This is a genomic window from Streptomyces sp. NPDC050759 (genome assembly GCF_044456945.1).
Lineage (GTDB): Bacteria > Actinomycetota > Actinomycetes > Streptomycetales > Streptomycetaceae > Streptomyces.
In genome coordinates this window covers 14,691-31,312 of the sequence record NZ_JBITGI010000021.1, presented here as the reverse complement: position 1 = coordinate 31,312, position 16,622 = coordinate 14,691, and the positions used below count along the sequence as shown (strand labels likewise).

The 16,622-nt window shown below is 71.4% G+C and carries 15 protein-coding genes and 2 pseudogenes; 8 read left to right on the top strand and 9 right to left on the bottom strand.

All coding sequences use genetic code 11. The annotated features are described in order from the left end of the window. Window positions 1-297: 297 nt before the first annotated feature. On the top strand, window positions 298-972 hold the full coding sequence (locus ACIBJB_RS40655) for a hypothetical protein (protein ID WP_398938784.1): 675 nt from the start codon (window positions 298-300) through the stop codon (window positions 970-972). A gap of 56 nt (window positions 973-1,028) precedes the next feature. On the opposite strand, the gene ACIBJB_RS40650 is transcribed toward ACIBJB_RS40655, so the two are convergent. From ACIBJB_RS40650 to ACIBJB_RS40640, 3 genes and pseudogenes are all read right to left on the bottom strand, one after another. Continuing rightward, a complete protein-coding gene (locus tag ACIBJB_RS40650) occupies window positions 1,029-1,454 on the bottom strand; it encodes a hypothetical protein (protein ID WP_266519771.1) in 426 nt (141 codons plus the stop codon). Between the two features lie 91 nt (window positions 1,455-1,545). Continuing rightward, the gene (locus tag ACIBJB_RS40645) at window positions 1,546-2,319 is read right to left on the bottom strand and encodes a chitosanase (RefSeq protein ID WP_398939006.1); all 774 of its coding nucleotides are present in this window, start codon (window positions 2,317-2,319) and stop codon (window positions 1,546-1,548) included. 188 nt (window positions 2,320-2,507) lie between these two features. Then, window positions 2,508-3,551 (bottom strand): annotated as a pseudogene (locus ACIBJB_RS40640) (erythromycin esterase family protein). Window positions 3,552-3,565: 14 nt separating this feature from the next. Here ACIBJB_RS40640 and ACIBJB_RS40635 point away from each other — a divergent pair. Beyond that, a pseudogene (locus ACIBJB_RS40635) lies at window positions 3,566-4,093 on the top strand (MerR family transcriptional regulator); the annotation flags it as partial. 16 nt (window positions 4,094-4,109) lie between these two features. Here ACIBJB_RS40635 and ACIBJB_RS40630 read toward each other — a convergent pair. From ACIBJB_RS40630 to ACIBJB_RS40620, 3 genes are read right to left on the bottom strand one after another with little or no spacing between them, the layout of a single operon-like run. After that, window positions 4,110-4,556: a response regulator gene (locus ACIBJB_RS40630; RefSeq protein ID WP_307072387.1), complete on the bottom strand. Its 447-nt coding sequence runs from the start codon at window positions 4,554-4,556 to the stop codon at window positions 4,110-4,112. Next, on the bottom strand, window positions 4,553-6,163 hold the full coding sequence (locus ACIBJB_RS40625) for an ATP-binding protein (RefSeq protein WP_398939005.1): 1,611 nt from the start codon (window positions 6,161-6,163) through the stop codon (window positions 4,553-4,555). Before ACIBJB_RS40625 ends, ACIBJB_RS40630 begins: the two co-directional genes overlap by 4 nt. Window positions 6,164-6,205: 42 nt before the next feature. Then, window positions 6,206-7,426, bottom strand: coding sequence for a PP2C family protein-serine/threonine phosphatase (locus ACIBJB_RS40620; protein WP_398938781.1), 1,221 nt, complete (start codon window positions 7,424-7,426; stop codon window positions 6,206-6,208). Window positions 7,427-7,670: 244 nt separating this feature from the next. On the opposite strand from ACIBJB_RS40620, the gene ACIBJB_RS40615 reads away from it, so the two are divergent. Next, window positions 7,671-7,988: a hypothetical protein gene (locus ACIBJB_RS40615; RefSeq protein WP_398938779.1), complete on the top strand. Its 318-nt coding sequence runs from the start codon at window positions 7,671-7,673 to the stop codon at window positions 7,986-7,988. Window positions 7,989-8,163: 175 nt separating this feature from the next. Beyond that, window positions 8,164-9,072, top strand: a complete 909-nt coding sequence (locus ACIBJB_RS40610) for a glycoside hydrolase family 16 protein (RefSeq protein WP_398938777.1) — start codon at window positions 8,164-8,166, stop codon at window positions 9,070-9,072. 4 nt (window positions 9,073-9,076) lie between these two features. On the opposite strand, the gene ACIBJB_RS40605 is transcribed toward ACIBJB_RS40610, so the two are convergent. Both ACIBJB_RS40605 and ACIBJB_RS40600 read right to left on the bottom strand, forming a co-directional pair. After that, window positions 9,077-9,952: an LLM class flavin-dependent oxidoreductase gene (locus ACIBJB_RS40605; RefSeq protein ID WP_398938775.1), complete on the bottom strand. Its 876-nt coding sequence runs from the start codon at window positions 9,950-9,952 to the stop codon at window positions 9,077-9,079. Window positions 9,953-9,990: 38 nt separating this feature from the next. Further along, a complete protein-coding gene (locus ACIBJB_RS40600) occupies window positions 9,991-11,010 on the bottom strand; it encodes an aldo/keto reductase (RefSeq protein ID WP_398938773.1) in 1,020 nt (339 codons plus the stop codon). A gap of 72 nt (window positions 11,011-11,082) precedes the next feature. Here ACIBJB_RS40600 and ACIBJB_RS40595 point away from each other — a divergent pair, with 72 nt between their 5' ends. Beyond that, window positions 11,083-11,739, top strand: a complete 657-nt coding sequence (locus tag ACIBJB_RS40595; RefSeq protein ID WP_398938771.1) for a TetR/AcrR family transcriptional regulator — start codon at window positions 11,083-11,085, stop codon at window positions 11,737-11,739. A 276-nt stretch (window positions 11,740-12,015) separates the two neighbouring features. Here the strand turns inward: ACIBJB_RS40595 and ACIBJB_RS40590 are convergent, their stop codons facing one another. After that, window positions 12,016-14,523, bottom strand: a complete 2,508-nt coding sequence (locus ACIBJB_RS40590) for a tetratricopeptide repeat protein (RefSeq protein ID WP_398938769.1) — start codon at window positions 14,521-14,523, stop codon at window positions 12,016-12,018. Between the two features lie 177 nt (window positions 14,524-14,700). On the opposite strand from ACIBJB_RS40590, the gene ACIBJB_RS40585 reads away from it, so the two are divergent. From ACIBJB_RS40585 to ACIBJB_RS40575, 3 genes are read left to right on the top strand one after another with little or no spacing between them, the layout of a single operon-like run. Further along, window positions 14,701-15,156: a carboxymuconolactone decarboxylase family protein gene (locus ACIBJB_RS40585; protein WP_359385658.1), complete on the top strand. Its 456-nt coding sequence runs from the start codon at window positions 14,701-14,703 to the stop codon at window positions 15,154-15,156. A 60-nt stretch (window positions 15,157-15,216) separates the two neighbouring features. Beyond that, the gene (locus tag ACIBJB_RS40580) at window positions 15,217-15,678 is read left to right on the top strand and encodes an iron chaperone (RefSeq protein WP_398938765.1); all 462 of its coding nucleotides are present in this window, start codon (window positions 15,217-15,219) and stop codon (window positions 15,676-15,678) included. Between the two features lie 35 nt (window positions 15,679-15,713). After that, window positions 15,714-16,610 (top strand): PfkB family carbohydrate kinase, encoded by an 897-nt coding sequence (locus ACIBJB_RS40575; protein ID WP_398938763.1) that lies wholly within the window; start codon window positions 15,714-15,716, stop codon window positions 16,608-16,610. Window positions 16,611-16,622 lie beyond the last annotated feature (12 nt).

Here is a 16,622-nt window from a genome sequence, read left to right as displayed (position 1 = left end):
CTCCTCGCTGGTCCGCCGCCGCCCCTTGTCCGCCGGTGGCGTTCTCGTTCGGCGGTACTGCCTTTCCCGTCTGCCCCGGCACCCATGTATCCAGCCTCGCGTGTGAGCGAGACCTCGCAACCGGGTCGGCAGGGCCGCAAGCGTGGAGAAGGGTGAGCGGCGCCGCCTTCGCGCCCCCTGACGCTTCCGTGCGCCGGGTGCGTGTGGCCGAATTTCCCCTGCTTTCAAGGCACTTGGCCGCGCGCTGGGTATCCGTGAAGTCACGGGTGAGACCGGCGGCATGGGGAGGGCTGGGCTGTGGCACGCCTGTCGTGGACGTCCGGCCTCTTCCCGTCACGCCGATCACGGAAGCGCCATGTGGTGCGCGCGCTGCGGGCTCAGGGGCTCTACGGGCCCAGGTTCCGTGATGTGCTGCCCGGTTTCGCCGGTGTCGTGGCAGCGGTGTGCGCGGTGGCCGCCGTGCTCGCCGCGGGATACCGCGCTGCCGGGATCGTCGTCCCTGTCGCCGGTGTCGCGTTCCTGGCCCTGGCCGTCACGGCCGCGATACGGCACGGACGCCCTGGCGCTCGCCGGCGTATCGGCTACTACACCGCGGACGAACTGTTCGAACTCGACACCCAGGGACTCGCGTTGGCGGTGGCGCGGATGCTGCGCCGGGACGGGTGGCGGGTGCGGCTGATGCCCGCGCCGGACCGGCCGCGTCTGTGCGCCCGGGACGCGGCCGGCCGTCGGATCGACGTGGCCTTCCGGCCGGTGGCGGAACCCCTCCCCGACGAGGACGCGCCGCATCCTCACCCGCACCGCGGGGACCAGGAGTCACCCCTGCGCCTGGTCGTCCATCGCGGTGTCTTCACCGCCCGGGACATCCGGTGGGCGCGGCGGGAGGAGACGATCTGCCTGCTCGACGGGTCCGCTCTGCGGCAGTGGGCGGCGGGGGCACGTCTCAACGACCTGCTGTCGCAGGGGCGGTGACCAGCAGTCGGTATGCCCTGCCGCGAAGGAACGTCTCCGCGTCCGCCTCTCCCCCGTCAGATCCGCCCGCCGGTCAAGCGGGTGATCGGACCGTGCACGTGACGACCGGCGCGTCGGCCGGCCGCGTACGACGTCGCGGTCAGCGCGGTCACGCCGACACCCACGCCTGCGGCGATGAGCTTTCGCTGGGCTATCACCGTCCAGGCCGTCTTGGCGACGGCCGCGGCCTGCCCCGAGGCGGCGATGACGGTCTGGCGGCCGGACTCGACGCTCTTGGCCGCGGTCTGCGCGGCCCCACTTGCCGTCCTGGCCGTCCGCTCCGTCGCCTCCTTGCCCGCTGACGCAGCGTCATCCGTCTTCGCGGCCGCCTTGTTCGCCGCCTTGGTCGCCGGGGCGGTGGCCTTCGCCGTGGTACGCCGAGCCTTCGCCGCGGCCCGCGTGGTCCCGGAATCTTGGTTCGTCTGCTCGTTCGATTCACTCATGGACAACGCGTTACCGCTCGCTTCGACGGCAAACACGCTCTGTCGAAACGGCCCGGTGCGGGGCGCACCGGGCCGTCGCCTCTCACCTGCCTCAGCTGATGTGGTAGCTGTCCCCGTAGACCTTCCAGTCCAGTGGCGGGTTCAGGTCGAGGTTGCCCTGGCGCAGGAAGACGCGTTGGGCGGTGTCGACGCGGCTGGTGTCGCTGTGCGCCTCCTCCTGCTTCATCGCCCACACGCGTGCGTCGAGGAAGGCGTTGAGGTACGTCGTTTCGTTGCCGCCCTGCGCCGGGGGCTTGGCCTGGCGCAGGGCCCGGCGGCGGATGCTGCTGAAGCTGGTCGCGTCACCGCCGTCGCCGTGCATGACGATGGCGTCGTAGTAGGCGAACTGACCGAGCACACGCAGGCCGTCCGCCTTGCCCTGCCTGACGGCTGGGTTGAAGTAGACGCGGTCGCGTTCGTCGTTCTGCGCCTGCTGGAATGCCGTGTCCCGGGCTGCCTTGCGCCAGTCGTCGGGGAAGTTCGGGTCCAGGCCGTCGTGCGAGTCGGTGCCGTCGACGCGGCGCAGCGCCGGCAGATACCTGGCGAGAACGTTGCCGGGCTTGCGGTCGGTGTACAGCTCGACGAGGTCGAGCATGTCTCCGGTGCCGGAGCAGAAGCCGATGATGCCGGCGGTGTAACCGCGGCCGTCGCCTATGTCCTCGATGTACTTGTACTGCGCCTTCCAGTCGAGCGAGGAGTTCTCCGCGCTCGACACCAGCTTCATGGCGATCTCCTTCTTCGCGGGGTCGTCGAGGCCCGCTGCGGCCGCGGGCGCTGCCGCGGCGCGCGGAGGGCTGAGCAGGGCGCCGCAGGTCGCCGCTCCCATCAGAGCGAGCAGGGTGCGGCGCGAGGTGTGGGCGGACGGGGGCACTGTGTCAGGTTCCACGGGGGCTCCAAGTGGAGGTGGGGGGTGGAGAGTTGGTCCGGACCTGATTGTTAGGAATGTTTCCTACCAGTGCGGGGAGCGATCAGTAACCCACTGCGCAGAAGTTCGTAGGTTCGAACGAATGATGTTCAGCAGGACGCTAGTTCGAGGCAGGGGTCCTGCGGGAGGGCGTACAGAAGTCCTTCGACGGTGTCCGGCGGCGGTGTGTCCACTCCCTGGTGCCGGATCGTGCCGAGAGCGGTGGCCACGAAGGCGTACTCCGCGCCGAGTCGGGCGCTCACCAGCGCACCGGCGCTCCACCACTCCACCACCCGCCCCTCCCACGTCTGCATCGAGCTCTTCTCCCGTTGGAGATGGGAGTTGTGGGCGTGGACGAGTGCCGGGCCACGGGCCGCGACAACGAGGAGGTTGTGGGCCATCATCGAGTCCCGCAGCGCGCACAGGCGCGTCATGCGGGTCGGTGAGGTGTCGGCCGTCGAGTGGTGGTAGCGCAGCAGGCCGGTCGCGGTGCGGCCATACAGGCGCGCCCGGTCCCAGTCGTCCCGCGAGGTCGCCGTGATCAGGTGGGGCGTCTGGACGTCGAGCAGCGTCACCAGGTCGTCGGCGAGCAGACGCAGTCGGCCCGCTTCGGCCGACTGCCCGACTGACCGGGCCGGGTCCCTCATCACGACGGGGTCGGTCCACCGGTCGTCGGCGCCGAGCAGGTGGTCGAGCGTCTCCGCAGTGCAGGGGAGCAGATGCACGTCCACCCGAGCCGCCAGGTAGCCGTGGAGTGCGGTGAGGGCCTGCCGGGGGGGCTCGCGGCGCCGGTGATCTCCAGCGGGCCGTCGAAGCCGGCGAAGCGGAGCCGCTGGGACGCGGGCCGGCCGTCGTTGTGAGCGCGCATCCAGCGCACGAGTTCGCGGTTGGCCGCACAGGCGCCCCGGCCGTGGCTGAATCCGTGCTCCATCACCTGGCCGTGGCCGGGCACCAGGGCGAGGAAGGCGCGCAGGGCACCCGCGTGCACAGAGGTGTAGGTGCGGTAGCCGTGCCGCCCTGGGCGAGCCCACCTCGTCGAGGGTGCCGGTGCCCGAGGTGACGCCCCTCATGCAGTCGCTCTCGATCGCGATCGTCCGGTAGCCCTCCTGCTCGACGAGCCGGCACGGCGAGGACACCCTGCTCGAAGTGCGCAACGAGCTCTTCCGCCCACCGGACGGCGACGTCGATCATGCGGGCGGTGAACGAGAGCGCTGACGGGGAGGCGTTCCGTCTCATCGACGAGAGCCATGTCCAGCTCCTCGACGACCGGCGGACCCTCGAGGCCGTGGAGCGGGCCCTGCGCGACCTGGAGGCCGGCACGGCGTCCGAGCCCGCCGCGCCGGCCGGGCCCGGCGGCACCTTCATCGGACCGCTGGCAGCCAGGATCCGGATCCGGCCCGCGACGCTGCGCAAGTGGGAGCGCGCGGGGCTGGTGCGCCCCCGCCGCGACGCGCTGACCGGGTATCGCGTCTACGACGAGGCCGACGTACGGGACGCCCGGCTGACCCATCAGCTCAGGCGGGGCGGCTACCGGCTGGAACAGATCGCACCGCTGACCGCGCAGGTACGGGAGGCCGGAGGGCTGGAGCCGCTGGGAGCCGCACTGCGCGACTGGCACGGCCGGCTGTCCGCCCGCGGACGGGCGATGCCGGCCGGGGCCGCCGAGCTGGAGGCGTACCTCCGCGAACGCGGATGAGACCCCGGCCGTGGCCTCAGAAGTGGCGTGGCAGTCGGACGACCTGGACGAAGAAGTCGTCGATCTGGCGGACCGCGGCGATGAACTGGTCCAGGTCCACCGGCTTGGTGACGTAGGCGTTCGCGTGGAGCTTGTAGCTGCGCAGGATGTCCTCCTCGGCCGCGGAGGTGGTGAGGACGACGACGGGGATGTGGGACAGCTCCGGATCGGACTTGATCTTCTCCAGGACCTGACGGCCGTCGTACTTGGGGAGGTTGAGGTCGAGGAGGATCAGGTCGGGCCGCGGCGCGTCCGTGTGGTCGCCGCGTCGGTAGAGGAAGTCCAGTGCTTCCTCGCCGTCCCGGACCACATGGAGCGTGTTGCCGATCTTGTTGTCCTCGAAGGCCTCACGAGTCATCAACTCGTCGCCGGGGTCGTCCTCGACGAGGAGCACGTCGATGGGGCTGGCGGCGGGGGTGGTCATGTCAGGGCCTTTTCCTCGGTGCCGATACCGGGTGTCTCCGGGCTTTCGGTGATGGACGGGAGGGTGAAGCAGAAGCGGGTGCCGTCCGTGTGGACGGTGTCGATCCAGATCCTGCCTCCGTGTTGTTCCACGATCTTCTTGCACAGTGCCAGACCGATCCCGGTGCCACCGTAGGCGTCCCGCCCGTGCAGCCGCTGGAAGATGACGAAGACCTTCTCCCTGAACGGCTCCGGAATGCCGATGCCGTTGTCCGTGACGGTCACCAGCAGGCTGCCGGGGTCGTCAGGGTCGGTTCCGCAGGTGATGGACACGTGCGGAGTGCGGTCGGGGTCGCGGAACTTGAGGGCGTTGCCGACCAGGTTCTGCCAGAGCATGGCCAGCAGGGTGGGGTCCCCGACGACCTCGGGCAGGTGTTCCGGGCGGTCGACGCGGGCGCCGGACTCCTCGACGGCCGTCCCGAGGTTGGCCAGCGCCTTGTCCAGTGCCTGGTCGAGTCCGACCGGCACGCGGGCGTCGTTGACGCGTCCGACCCGGGAGAAGGTGAGCAGGTCGTTGATGAGGACCTGCATGCGCCGGGCCCCGTCGACCGCGAAGTCCACGTACTGCCGGCCGCGGTCGTCGAGCGTGTCGCCGTAACGCTTCTCCAGCAGCTGGCAGAAGGAGGCGACCTTGCGCAGTGGCTCCTGCAGATCGTGGGAGGCGACGTAGGCGAACTGCTCCAGTTCCGCGTTGGAGCGGCGCAGTTCCTCGGCCTGGGCGTCCAGGTCGGCCGCCTGCCTGGCCAGTTCCTGTTGCTGTTCCCGGGAGGCCTCGAGTTCGGCCACGATGTGCCAGCGCATGCCCTCGACGGCATGGGCCACCGCGGTCAGGTCGGCCGGACCGCCGCCGGTGATGACGTAGGCGAAGTCACCTCCCGACACTCGCCTCGACGCCGTGCCCAGCGCCTCCAGGGGCCGTGTCACCAGGAACCGGACCAGGACGGCGCAGGCGACACCGGCCAGCAGGAAGACCGCGACCATGCCCGCCAGGACCGAGTCGCGCACCTTCCGTTCATGGGCGAGATGGGAACGGCCCTCCTCGACCGCCTTCGCCAGGTCGGTGTTCTGCCGGTTCCACAGGGCGCGCAGCCGGTCGAACTCCTGCTTGCCCTGATCGGCCTTCTGCTGGTCCAGCGGCGTCGGACGGCCGGGCGTGACCGAGGCCGCCACGGGTTCGGCATAGGTGCGGCGCCAGTCGGCCGCCTGGCCCTCGACGGCCTTGAGGTCGGCCAGCAGTTCGGGCCGGTCGCCGATGAACGCGCGCAGCCGGGCGGCCGAGCCCGCCTCGTCCCGTTTGCCCTGGGTGTACGGGACGAGGAACCGGCCGTCGGCGGCGATCGCGTAGCCGCGGATGCCCGACTCCTGGTTGGCCAGTGCCGCCTGCAGCCGGTACGCCTCGGTCTGGGCGGGCTGGACGCGGCGCAGCAGCTGGTCGCTGACCTCTGCCGTCCGGCCGAGCAGCGTGGCGCCGACCACGCTGCCGACCAGCACCAGCAGCGTCATGGCAGCCAGCACCAGGGAGAACCAGCCCTGCACCGTCAGCCGGCGTCCGATCCACACCGCGCCCATTCCTCGCCTCACCATGTGTTCCGACACCACGCTCCCGCGCACTCAGTTCCAGTTCAGATGGACGACGGCCACATCGTCGGCCAGGCCGCCGCGCGCCTCGGCGAGACTCTCGGCCTTCTCGATCAGCCGGTCCACGAAAGCCTCCGCATCCAGGGCGGCGCCCTCGCGGGCGAGGGCCAGCAGCCCTTCCTCACCGAGGCGTTCCGGGCCACGGCTCACATGTCCCTCGAACAGGCCGTCGGTGAAGAGCACCACCGACGTTCCCGCCGGAACCGGCAGGTGTGCGGTCGGCCATCTCGCGCCGCCGGGGACCATGCCCAGGGCCGGTCCGCCGGGCACCTCCACCCACTCCACGTCCGTTCCGGTGCGCCGGAGCATGCCGTGATGACCGGCTCGTACGACGTGGGCCTGCTGCTCTCCCGGGACGGCGGCCAGCGTCACGAGGGTCGCGAAGACCTCGTCACGCGCCCGTTCCGCCATCAGCAGCTCCTCGAGCCGGGCCATCTGCTGCGCGCCCGTGATACCGCTGAGGACGAGCGTCCGCCAGGCGATCCGCAGGGCGACTCCCAGGGCCGCTTCGTCCGGGCCGTGCCCGGAGACGTCCCCGATGAGGGCGTGGAGGGTGCCGTCGGCGCTCTGGACGATGTCGTAGAAGTCACCGCCCAGCAGTGTCTGCGCGCGTCCGGGCCGATAGCGGGCCACGACGCGGACGCCCTCGGCGCGCAGGAGAGGGCGGGGCAGCAGTCCACGTTCCAGGCGGGCGTTCTCCTGTGCCTGGAGCGCGCCGGCCTGGAGCGCCACCGCCGCCTGCTCGGTCTGCTTGCGCTGGATCGCGTAGCGCACCGCCCGCCCGAACAGCTCGGGCTCCACCCGGCCCTTGACCAGGTAGTCCTGTGCGCCGGCCGCGACCGCGGCGAGGCCGGTCTGCTCCTCGGCGAGCCCTGTGAGGACCACGATGGCGACCTGCTCGGCCAGCCCCTGGACCAAGGAGACCACCTCGAGTCCATGAGCGTCCGGCAAGTGCAGGTCGAGCAGGACACAGTCGGGCGTCTCGGTGGCGAGCACCTCGGCGGCCTCGGTCATCGACCGCACCCAGCGCAGCCGCATCTTCACGGCGCCGTCGGCGACCAGTTCCTCCACGAGCAGCGCGTCGCCGGGATCGTCCTCCACGAGGAGAACCGACGGCTCCCAGTGCTCCCACGCCGTCTCGGCACCGGCTGCCCTCGCCGACACCAACTCGGCAGCCCCAGTCCCCGAGATCACTGCGGTCCCGACCTCCCATACGTGTCGTTTGCCTCCAGACGTTGCCCAGCACAACGATGGGAGCGCCCACCCTGGATTCCAGTTGTTCTGGCCGCGTCTACCCCTGACGGGCGTCACCATGCAGGGGCAGGCCCGGAAAACGACCTTCCGCGACACACCTTCTCCACATCTGCGGCCCTTCCCCGGGCCTTCGGTTCCGATCGGTCTCAGGGGGAACCGGGTAGGACGTCAGAAAGGAGTCGCCGTGACCACCTACGTCATCACCGTCCCCGGGACGTTCCTGCGAGGAGTCCCCGACAGCCTCTGCTCCGACATCGGGCGAAGGCTCAGGCCTCAGGACCCCAGGAACACGGATCTCGGGGAGAGCGAGGCGCTGAGTGTGCTGACCGTGGAGGAGGACGGCATGTTCGCCGCCCGGGTCGAGGTCGAGGCCGCCGACCGGTCGCAGGCCGAGGCCGAAGCGGTACGGCTGGTTTCCCGGGCCCTGCGTGACAGCGGTCTGGCCGAGGAGGACTCGGCGTTGGGCGCGGCGGTCGTGACCGGCATCGAGAGCGAGTTCTGAGGCAGGCGCCGAAGCGGCCGTGCGGTTCGCGGCCGGCACGGGGGATGGCGTCGGGGAGTCCGGCGGGCGAGGATGTTCCTTCGCGCAAGTGCGGTCCGCCCACCGCGGTTCACGGCCTCTTCGGTGCCCCGCGCGGCAAGGGCGGACGACGTCGGCCGCCTGAAGGAGCCTTCGGATGGGTTCACACGCAGCGCCGCGCCACCACAAGCGAATCCTGGTGATCGTCTCGAGCCTCCTGCTGGTGGGAGGCGGCCTCCTGGGCCTTCCCCGGGCCGACGGAGCACCCGCTCCGGCCGACGCCTGCCGTACCACCGCCGCGCACCTGCCCCGCGGTGACTGCGGGCCCTTCTGGCAGGTCCTCGCCGAGGACTTCAACGGCGACCGGGTGCCACTGGGTTCGTTCAGCGACTGCGAGCACGACGTCGACACCTCCGCGGCCTACTGCGGAGGCCTGAAGGGGAAGTACCGCGACAACTGGTGGGCGTATCCCACCGGTTGGCCCGACACGGCCGGCAGCCGGGGGCGGGATGTGGTGGGTGTCTACCACCCGGAGGACACCGTGAGCGTCGGTCCCGCGGCGAACGGCGACGGAAGGATGTCCGTCCGGATGTGGCGACCCGCCGACGGCGGGCCTGTGCATGCCGCGGCGCTGGTGCCGCGTGCGGTGATGCAGATGAAGTACGGCAAGTACAGCGCGCGCATCAAGGTCACGAAACTCGCGCCCGGCTACAAGTCCGCGTGGCTGCACTACGGCGGAGGCTGCGAGATGGACCACCCCGAAGGCGAGTGGACCGGCTCCCTCAGTTCCTTCCACCATCCCTGTGGTGGCGGCGAGCAGGGCTACTTCCCGGGAAGCGACGACTGGACGCGGTGGCACACCGTGTCCACCGAGTGGACGCCGGGCCACGTCCGGTTCTTCGTCGACGGCCGGCAGACGGGTCATGACACCCGTGACGTGCCAGACCGACCGCTGTCCTGGGTGCTCCAGAACGAAAGCGCTCTGGAGGGCCCGGGAGCGGCACCGGGAAGCAGCGCGCAGCTCGACATCACGTGGGTTGCGGCGTATGCCTACGGCTGGAAGTGACAGGTCAGACGGACGTGTTGATGAGTTCGTCGGTGACCCACCGGGCGACGTGGGCGGGGTAGGGCGACGGCAGGCCGAGGACCAGGTGGGTGAAGCCCGCGTCGATCGCTTCGGTGATCGCGTCGCGGGTGGGGCCCGGACGGTCGTAGGAGACCGGCACATGGATCGAGCGGGTGATCTCGGCCGGGTCGCGGCCGATCTCCCCGCAGTAGCGGTCCAGCAGGGCGCTGCGGCGGATGACGTCCTCGATGTCACCGCCGGGGATGTTCCACAGGTCGGCATGTTCGGCCGCTATGCGCAGGGTCGCGGCCGAGCGGCCGCCGATGAGGATCGGGGGGTGGGGGCGCTGGATCGGTTTCGGGTTGCCGAAAGCTCCGGTGAGGTGGTGGTGGGTGCCGTGGTGGTCGAACGGTTTCTCCTCGGTCCACAGGCGCTTGATCAGCGTGCAGGCCTCGGCGAGGCTGCTCACCGCTTGCGCGGAGTCGTGGAAGGGCAGGCCGTGGGCTTCGTACTCACGCCGGGCCAGGGGATGGTCGGGGCGGGAGCCGACGCCGATGCCGAAGTCGAGCCGTCCTCCGGAGACCACGTCGACGGTGGTGGCGATCTTGGCCAGCATCGCGGGTGGCCGGAAGCGGTTGCTGGTCACCATGACGCCGAGCCGTAGGCGTCTGGTCTGGGCGGCCAGGGCCGCGAGGAGGGTCCAGCCTTCGTAGGCCGGGCCGTCAGGATCGCCGCCGATCGGCATGAGGTGGTCGAAGAGCCAGGCGTGCTCGATGGCGGGGATGGTGTCGGCCTCGCGCCAGACCCGCAGGATGTCCTTGTAGTCGACCTGCATGGGGGCGGTCATGATCCCGAAGCTGGGCGGGGGTCGGTGCGGCATGGGATGGGTCCCTTTCGTCCTGGGGTCTCCCCCGGCGGTCAGCGGCGACGCAGTGACGGGTCGAGGAGCGCGGGCGGGGTGTCGTACTTCTCTTCCGGGGCCAGGTCGGTGCCGGGGGCCACGATCTCGTCGATCGCGTCGAGCACGTCGTCGGTCAGGACGGTGTCCGCGGCGGCGAGTTGGGCGCGCAGGTGGTCGACCGTACGGGGGCCGACGAGGGCACTGGTCACGCCGGGGTGCGCGGTCACGAAGCCGAGGGCGAGCTGGATGAGCGTGAGACCCGCCTCGTCGGCGACCGCGGCCAGTCGCTCGACGGCGTCGAGCCTGGTCCGGTTGGCGGGGATCGTGGTGTCGAATCGTGCGGGCAGGATCGCCGAGCGGTGGGTGGTGATGTCCCGGCCCGCGCGGATCGCGCCCGACAGCCAGCCCGAGGCCAGCGGGCTCCACACCAGCACGCCGAGGCCGTACTCCTGGGTGACGGGCAGGACGTGGGTCTCTATGCCGCGCTGGAGGATGGAGTAGCTGGGCTGTTCGGTGACGTAACGGCTCAGGCGGTGCTCGTGGGCGGCCCACTGGGCCTGCACGATGCGGTGGGCGGGGAAGGTGGAGGAGCCGAAGTAGCGGATCTTTCCGGCGCGTTGCAGGTCGGTGAGGGCCGACAGCGTCTCCTCGTCGGCGGTGTTCGGGTCCCAGCGGTGGATCTGGTACAGGTCGACGTGGTCGACGCCGAGGCGGCGCAGGCTGGCGTCCAGTTCGGTGACCAGCCAGCGGCGTGAACTGCCCTGGTGGTTGCGTTCGTTGCCGATGGGCATGCCGGCCTTGGTGGCCAGCACGATGTCGTCGCGGCGGCCGGCTATGGCCTTGCCGACCATCTCCTCCGACTCGCCGTCGCCGTACATGTCGGCGGTGTCGATGACGTTGACGCCGGCCTCGAGAGCGGCGTCGACGATCGCGGTGGCCTCGTCCTGGGTGGTGCGGCCGATCCTCCCGAAGTTCATGGCGCCGAGGGCGAGGGCGCTGACCTGGACACCGGTGCGGCCCAACGTGCGGTACTGCATGAATGGTCCTCCGTGACGGGTGAAGCCGTGCGGCATGGCATGGCTTGGTGACCGGGGCTCCGCTCTGCCATCATGGGCAAACGGAACCTCGTTCCGGAAACGATACGGAACAACGTTCCGTTTTTGCAAGGAGACGGAGGAAGCGGCACGGTGAACGACGACTCGGAGCGCGCGGCCCCACGCCGGAAGGACGCCCGGCGCAACAAGGAGACCCTGCTCGACGCGGCCGCCGCGGTGTTCGTCACCAAGGGCGTGGAGGCACCGGTGCGCGACATCGCCGCCGAGGCCGGTGTCGGCCTCGGCACGATCTACCGGCACTTCCCCACCCGGTCCGACCTGATCATCGCCGTCTACCGGCACCAGGTCGACGCCTGCGCCGAGGCCGGCCCCGCCCTGCTGGCGAGCAGCGCGACGGCGCATGCCGCGCTGGAGCAGTGGATCAGCCTCTTCGTCGACTTCCTGATCACCAAGCACGGGCTCGCCGGCGTCCTGCAGTCCGACAACTCCGGCTTCGACACGCTGCACGCCTACTTCCTCGACCGCCTCGTGCCCGTGTGCACCCAGTTGCTCGACGCCGCGACCGCGGCCGGTGAGATCCGCTCCGGCGTCGGGGCCTACGAGTTGATGCGCGGGGTCGGCAACCTCTGCATCGGCGCGGACAGCGATCCCGACTATGACCCGCGGCGACTGGTCGGGATCCTCATCGCGGGTCTGCGCGTGCGGGGCTGACGCGCCCTGACGGGGTGTGTTCGCCTCGGTCGGACCGCCCTCCTCTTCGGCGGGCCCGGAGCCGTCTCGCCCGGCTCCGCCGGTCTCCGATCGCCTCAAGGCTCCCGGTAGGGCCGGATCGCGCCGCGCCGTGCCGGGTCACTCCCGGTCGGCACCCCGGGTGCGGGACGCGGCTCATCAGACACCCGTGATGTCGAGGCGAATGCCGCGAGCCGACCGGCGCGCGAAGGAGCACGCGGCGCAGACTGCGGGACTGCCACCGCGCAAACCGCCCACCTACGGCCGCTCCGAACTGCCGAGGTCCACCCCCGGGTGGGGGTCCGGCAGAACAGCCCGCCCCGCCGCCCGGTGTTCCGCCGCCGCTGCCGGGTCCGTCTCGTCGAGGATGGCCGCGATGCCCTCGTGGGCCAGGGCCTCGGCGTGGCGGTGGCCCAGTTTCGGGGCCAGTTCCAGGGCCTGGTGGTGCAGGCGCAGGGCCTGGTCGGGCAGGCCTGCCAGGCGGCAGGTCTCGCCGTAGGCGCTGAGGAAGTGGATCTTCCAGTGGTCCTCGAACAGTGCGTCCAGCAGCGCGAACGCCTGCTCGTGACGGGTCAGGGCCTCCTCGTAGCGGCCCATCCGGGTCAGGGCGACGCCGAGGCAGTTCAGGCACCAGGCCTCGTTGTGCTGGTGTCCGTCCTCGCGGGCCAGCGCGAGCGCCTGGTGGAGGTGGCCGACGGCCGCGTCGGGGTCCTCGTGGGCGATGGCCACGCCCAGCGTGATCAGGGCGGTCAGGGTGGGCGGCCATGCTCCGTCGGCGTGCGGGGCCTCCAGCGCCGTTCGGGCCAGCTGCGCCGCCTCCTCGCGGTGTCCCAGTTGGAGCAGCGCCCAGGCCTCGTACGCGGTCGCGTGGGCCGTGCCCATCGGGCAGTCGGCGTCCGCGTACAGCTTGCCTGCCAACCGGAACAGGCCCAGCGGCTCCTCGACGTGTCCCTCGTCCCACGCCAAGTAGCCGCGCCGCATGGTCAGTTCGGCCTCCGCGCGGATGTCCCCCGCCCGCGACACCAGTGGTGCGGCCGCCTCGTACGCGGCACTCGCCTCCGCCATGCGGCCCGCGTTGTAGCGGGCGAATCCCAAGTCGCTGTATGCCTCCGCCAGTTGCAGGGGGTCGCCGAGGCGTTGCGCGGCGGCCAGGGAGCGTTCGAAGAGGCCGTTGAGCATGGTGGTTCCGCAGCGCCGGGCGAAGTACGCCCGCATGAAGCGCGGTAGTTCGCACAGGTGCCGGTCGGCCCCGGCGTCCTCCGCCGCCTCGAAGGCGGCCAGCAGGTTGAGGTACTCGGTGCCGAACCAGACGAGGGCCGCGATCTTCTCGTCGAAGCGGGGCGGTTCGGCCGGTGGGCGGTTGACGGTGGCCTCGCGGCTCAGGGACGGGAACGGCATGGCGGCATCTGCCGCTGCCGCCGCGTGCACGTAGTGGTCGAGCACCCGGGTCAGCGCCCGGTCCCGTTCCGCCGGGGAGTCCTGCTCCATGGTGGCGTGGCGGGCGTACTGGTGGACCAGGTCGTGCAGGCGGTAGCGGCCGGCCGCGGGCTGCTGGACGAGGTGCGCGTCCAGCAGGTCCTCCAGCGTCTCGCGGGCGCTGCGCAGCGGCACGTCGGCCAGGGCGGCTGCCACGTGCTCGTCGAACGACGACCCCGGCAGCAGGCCCAGCAGACGGAACAGCCGGGCCTTGGCGCGGTCCAACTGCCGTACGGACATGGCGAACGCGGTGTCGAACTCGCTCGCCCCCTCCGCCATCCGCTCGACGAGGACGCCGACGGTCCAGCCCGGCCGGTGCCGCAGCCGGGCCGCGGCCAGCCGCAGGGCCAGGGGCAGACGCCCGCACAGGCGCAGGACCTCGGCCGTCGACTCGGGGTCACGGGCCAGGCGCCCCTCGCGGCCGTCGGCCTCGCCGCTGGCGCGGGCCAGCAGTTCGGCGCTCTCCCGCTCGGTCAGCACGTCCAGTGACACCGGCGGGACCTCGTCCAGGCCGAGCAGCCGGTTGCGGCTGGTGATGAGGGCGACGGAGGGGCCGGCGCCGGGCAGGAGCGGGCGGACCTGGTCGGCGTCGGCGGCGTTGTCGAGGACCACGACGGCCCGCCGGTGGGCCAGTTCGGATCGCCAGCGGGCGGCCAGCTCCTCGACACCGCCGTCCTGAGGGACCTTCTCGGAGGGCACGTCGAGGGCGGCGAGCAGGGTGCGCAGGGCACGGTCGGGGTCGAGCGGCTTGCGGCCCTCGGTGAAGCCGTGCAGGTCCAGGTAGAGCTGGGCGTCCGGGTAGTCGGCGGTGAGCCGGTGGGCGGCGTGCACGGCCAGGCAGGTCTTGCCGACGCCCGCCATGCCGTCGACGGCGATCACCCGGCCGGCGCCCAGCCCGTCGAGCACGGCCGTGACCTGGGCCTCGCGGCCGGTGAAGTCGGGCACGTCGCGCGGGAGGTCGTTGCGGGGCGGGCGCGGGGCACCGGCGGGCGGCGACGGGGGGAGAACCTGGCGGCTGGTCCTCGGCGGTGCCGGCAGGGGGTTGGAGGCCCGCTCCCACAACGGGCGCAGCGGGCGGGGATCGCGCTGGACGAGCCGGCACAGGGCGATCACCGCGGGCCACGGCGGAACCGTCCGGCCACTGAGGTAGCGGGACAGCGACGACGAGCTGAGACCTGCGTCCCGTGCCAGGGCCCGTACGCCCCGCTTCGACAGCTCCTGGAGCAGGCGCAGCCGGGCAGCCAGCTCCTCCTGCGGGTCTGCGCCCACCGTCCCGTCGTACTCGACCACTGCTCCCCGCCCCCCTGTCCCGCCCCGGCCGAACTCGTCCAGGCCGGATCGTGCCTGTTCAAGGCCGTTTCGGCTGTCCCACGGTGTCCCACGGCCGTCGTCCTGACAAGCCCTCTCGGCTGAGATGGAATCACGCCCCGACGGACGGGGCACAGCCCGACAGAGGAGAGATTCCTGATGCAGTCCCGTATGCAGAACCCCGCCGCCGTCCTGTCCGACGCCATGCAGCCCATCCAGCAGCTCTTCAAGGCCGTGCACTCCGGTGGGGTGGACGGGCAGACGCTGGAGCTGGTGCATCTGCGGGTCAGTCAGATCAACGGCTGCAGCGCCTGTGTCGACGGCGGCGCCAAGACGGCCCGTAAGGCGGGAGTGAGCGACGAGCGGCTGGCCACCGTCGCCGCATGGCGGGAGGCCCCCTACTTCACCGAGGAGGAGCGGGCGGCGCTCGCGCTGGCCGAGGCGGCGACGCGTCTCGCCGACCGTCCCGACGCGGTGAGCGACGAGGTCTGGGACACGGCCGCCACCTACTTCGACGAGAAGCAGCTCGCCGCGATCGTCCTGATGATCGGCGTGACGAACCTGTTCAACCGGCTCAACGCCACGACCCGGCAGATCGCCGGCGCGTGGGGGTGAACGGCGCGCCAGTCCGGCGTGAAGATGTCCCCGACCATCCGTAGACCAGGAGGAACCGTCATGGCGGCCGGCACGAGGAAGACGACCAGGAAGACCGAGACGTTCACCGACGAGGAGCGCGCCGCGATGAAGGAGCGCGCCCAGGAGGTGAAGGCGTCGGCGCGCCGCGGCTCGCGTGCCGAAAAGGCGGCGGAGGACGAGGCCGCCGTGCTCGCGAAGATCGCCGAGATGGAGGACGGGGACCGGGCCATGGCCGCACGCATCCACGCCGTCGTCAGGGCGAGCGCGCCCGGCCTGGCGCCGAAGCTCTGGTACGGAATGCCCGCGTACGCCAAGGACGGCAAGGTCGTCTGCTTCTTCCAGAGCGCGCAGAAGTTCAGCGCGCGGTACGCGACCTTCGGCTTCAACGACAAGGCGAACCTCGACGAGGGCACGATGTGGCCGACCGCCTTCGCGCTCACGAAACTGACCGCGGCCGACGAGGCGCGGATCGGGGAGCTCGTGAAGAGGGCGGCGGGCTGAGGCCCAGGGGCTGCGGGCAGAAAGAGGTGCACACAGTGGAGCCGACGAACAGCCGACGACCTCGAGGGCTGTTCGTCGGCCTGTGCACGGTGGACGTCATTCAGCTCGTGGACCATGTGCCGTCATCCGACGAGAAACTGACGGCTCGTGAGCAGGTGGTGGCCGCGGGCGGTCCTGCCGCGAACGCGGCCGTGACCTTCAGCCATCTGGGTGGCGAGGCGAGGCTGCTCACCGGGATCGGTTCCCATCCGCTGGGAGTCGCGGCGGCGGCGGACCTGCGGGAGCTGGGGGTGAGCGTGTCGGACCTGGCCGCCGATTCGGCCGACCCGCCCGCCGTGTCGTCCATTCTCGTCACCGAGTCGAGCGGGGACCGCGCCGTAGCGTCGACCAACGCGACCGGGTACCGGCTCACGCCGCCCGACGATCTCGACGAACTGGTGGCCGCCTGCGACATCGTCGAGTTCGACGGCCACCACATGGAGCTGGCGACGGCGACCGCCCGCGCCGCGCGTGCCGCCGGCAGGAGGACCGTTCTGGACGGGGGCAGTTGGAAGGCCGGTACGGAGCAGCTGCTGCCGTTCATCGACGTGGCCGTCTGCTCGGACGACTTCCGCCCTCCCGGCACGCGGACCCCGGCGGACGTCCTGCGGTTCCTGAGGGAACACGGGGTTGTCTGGTCGGCGGTGAGTCGCGGAGCGCGGCCCATCGAGTGGGCGGGCCCCGAAGGCGGTGGCACCGTGGACGTACCTGCCGTCCGGGTCGCCGACACGCTGGGCGCCGGTGACGTCCTCCACGGGGCGCTCACCCATCACCTCGCCGCCCAGGGCGACTTGACCCCGTACGGCTTCGGCGAAGCCCTGCGCGCCGCGGCGGCGGTGGCCGCACGGGCGTGTGCCTCGTTCGGCACCCGGGCGTGGATGCGAGAGCGATGAGGGACATCGGAT

What these genes read in the sequence shown, in the direction of transcription:
- ACIBJB_RS40650 (WP_266519771.1), bottom strand. Translation starts at nt 1,454, where the DNA reads ATGAGTGAATCGAACGAGCAGACGAACCAAGATTCCGGGACCACGCGG.
- ACIBJB_RS40580 (WP_398938765.1), top strand. Translation starts at nt 15,217, where the DNA reads ATGGCGGCCGGCACGAGGAAGACGACCAGGAAGACCGAGACGTTCACC.
- ACIBJB_RS40630 (WP_307072387.1), bottom strand. Translation starts at nt 4,556, where the DNA reads ATGACCACCCCCGCCGCCAGCCCCATCGACGTGCTCCTCGTCGAGGAC.
- ACIBJB_RS40645 (WP_398939006.1), bottom strand. Translation starts at nt 2,319, where the DNA reads ATGGGAGCGGCGACCTGCGGCGCCCTGCTCAGCCCTCCGCGCGCCGCG.
- ACIBJB_RS40605 (WP_398938775.1), bottom strand. Translation starts at nt 9,952, where the DNA reads ATGCCGCACCGACCCCCGCCCAGCTTCGGGATCATGACCGCCCCCATG.
- ACIBJB_RS40585 (WP_359385658.1), top strand. Translation starts at nt 14,701, where the DNA reads ATGCAGTCCCGTATGCAGAACCCCGCCGCCGTCCTGTCCGACGCCATG.
- ACIBJB_RS40610 (WP_398938777.1), top strand. Translation starts at nt 8,164, where the DNA reads ATGGGTTCACACGCAGCGCCGCGCCACCACAAGCGAATCCTGGTGATC.
- ACIBJB_RS40600 (WP_398938773.1), bottom strand. Translation starts at nt 11,010, where the DNA reads ATGCAGTACCGCACGTTGGGCCGCACCGGTGTCCAGGTCAGCGCCCTC.
- ACIBJB_RS40625 (WP_398939005.1), bottom strand. Translation starts at nt 6,163, where the DNA reads ATGGGCGCGGTGTGGATCGGACGCCGGCTGACGGTGCAGGGCTGGTTC.
- ACIBJB_RS40595 (WP_398938771.1), top strand. Translation starts at nt 11,083, where the DNA reads ATGGGCAAACGGAACCTCGTTCCGGAAACGATACGGAACAACGTTCCG.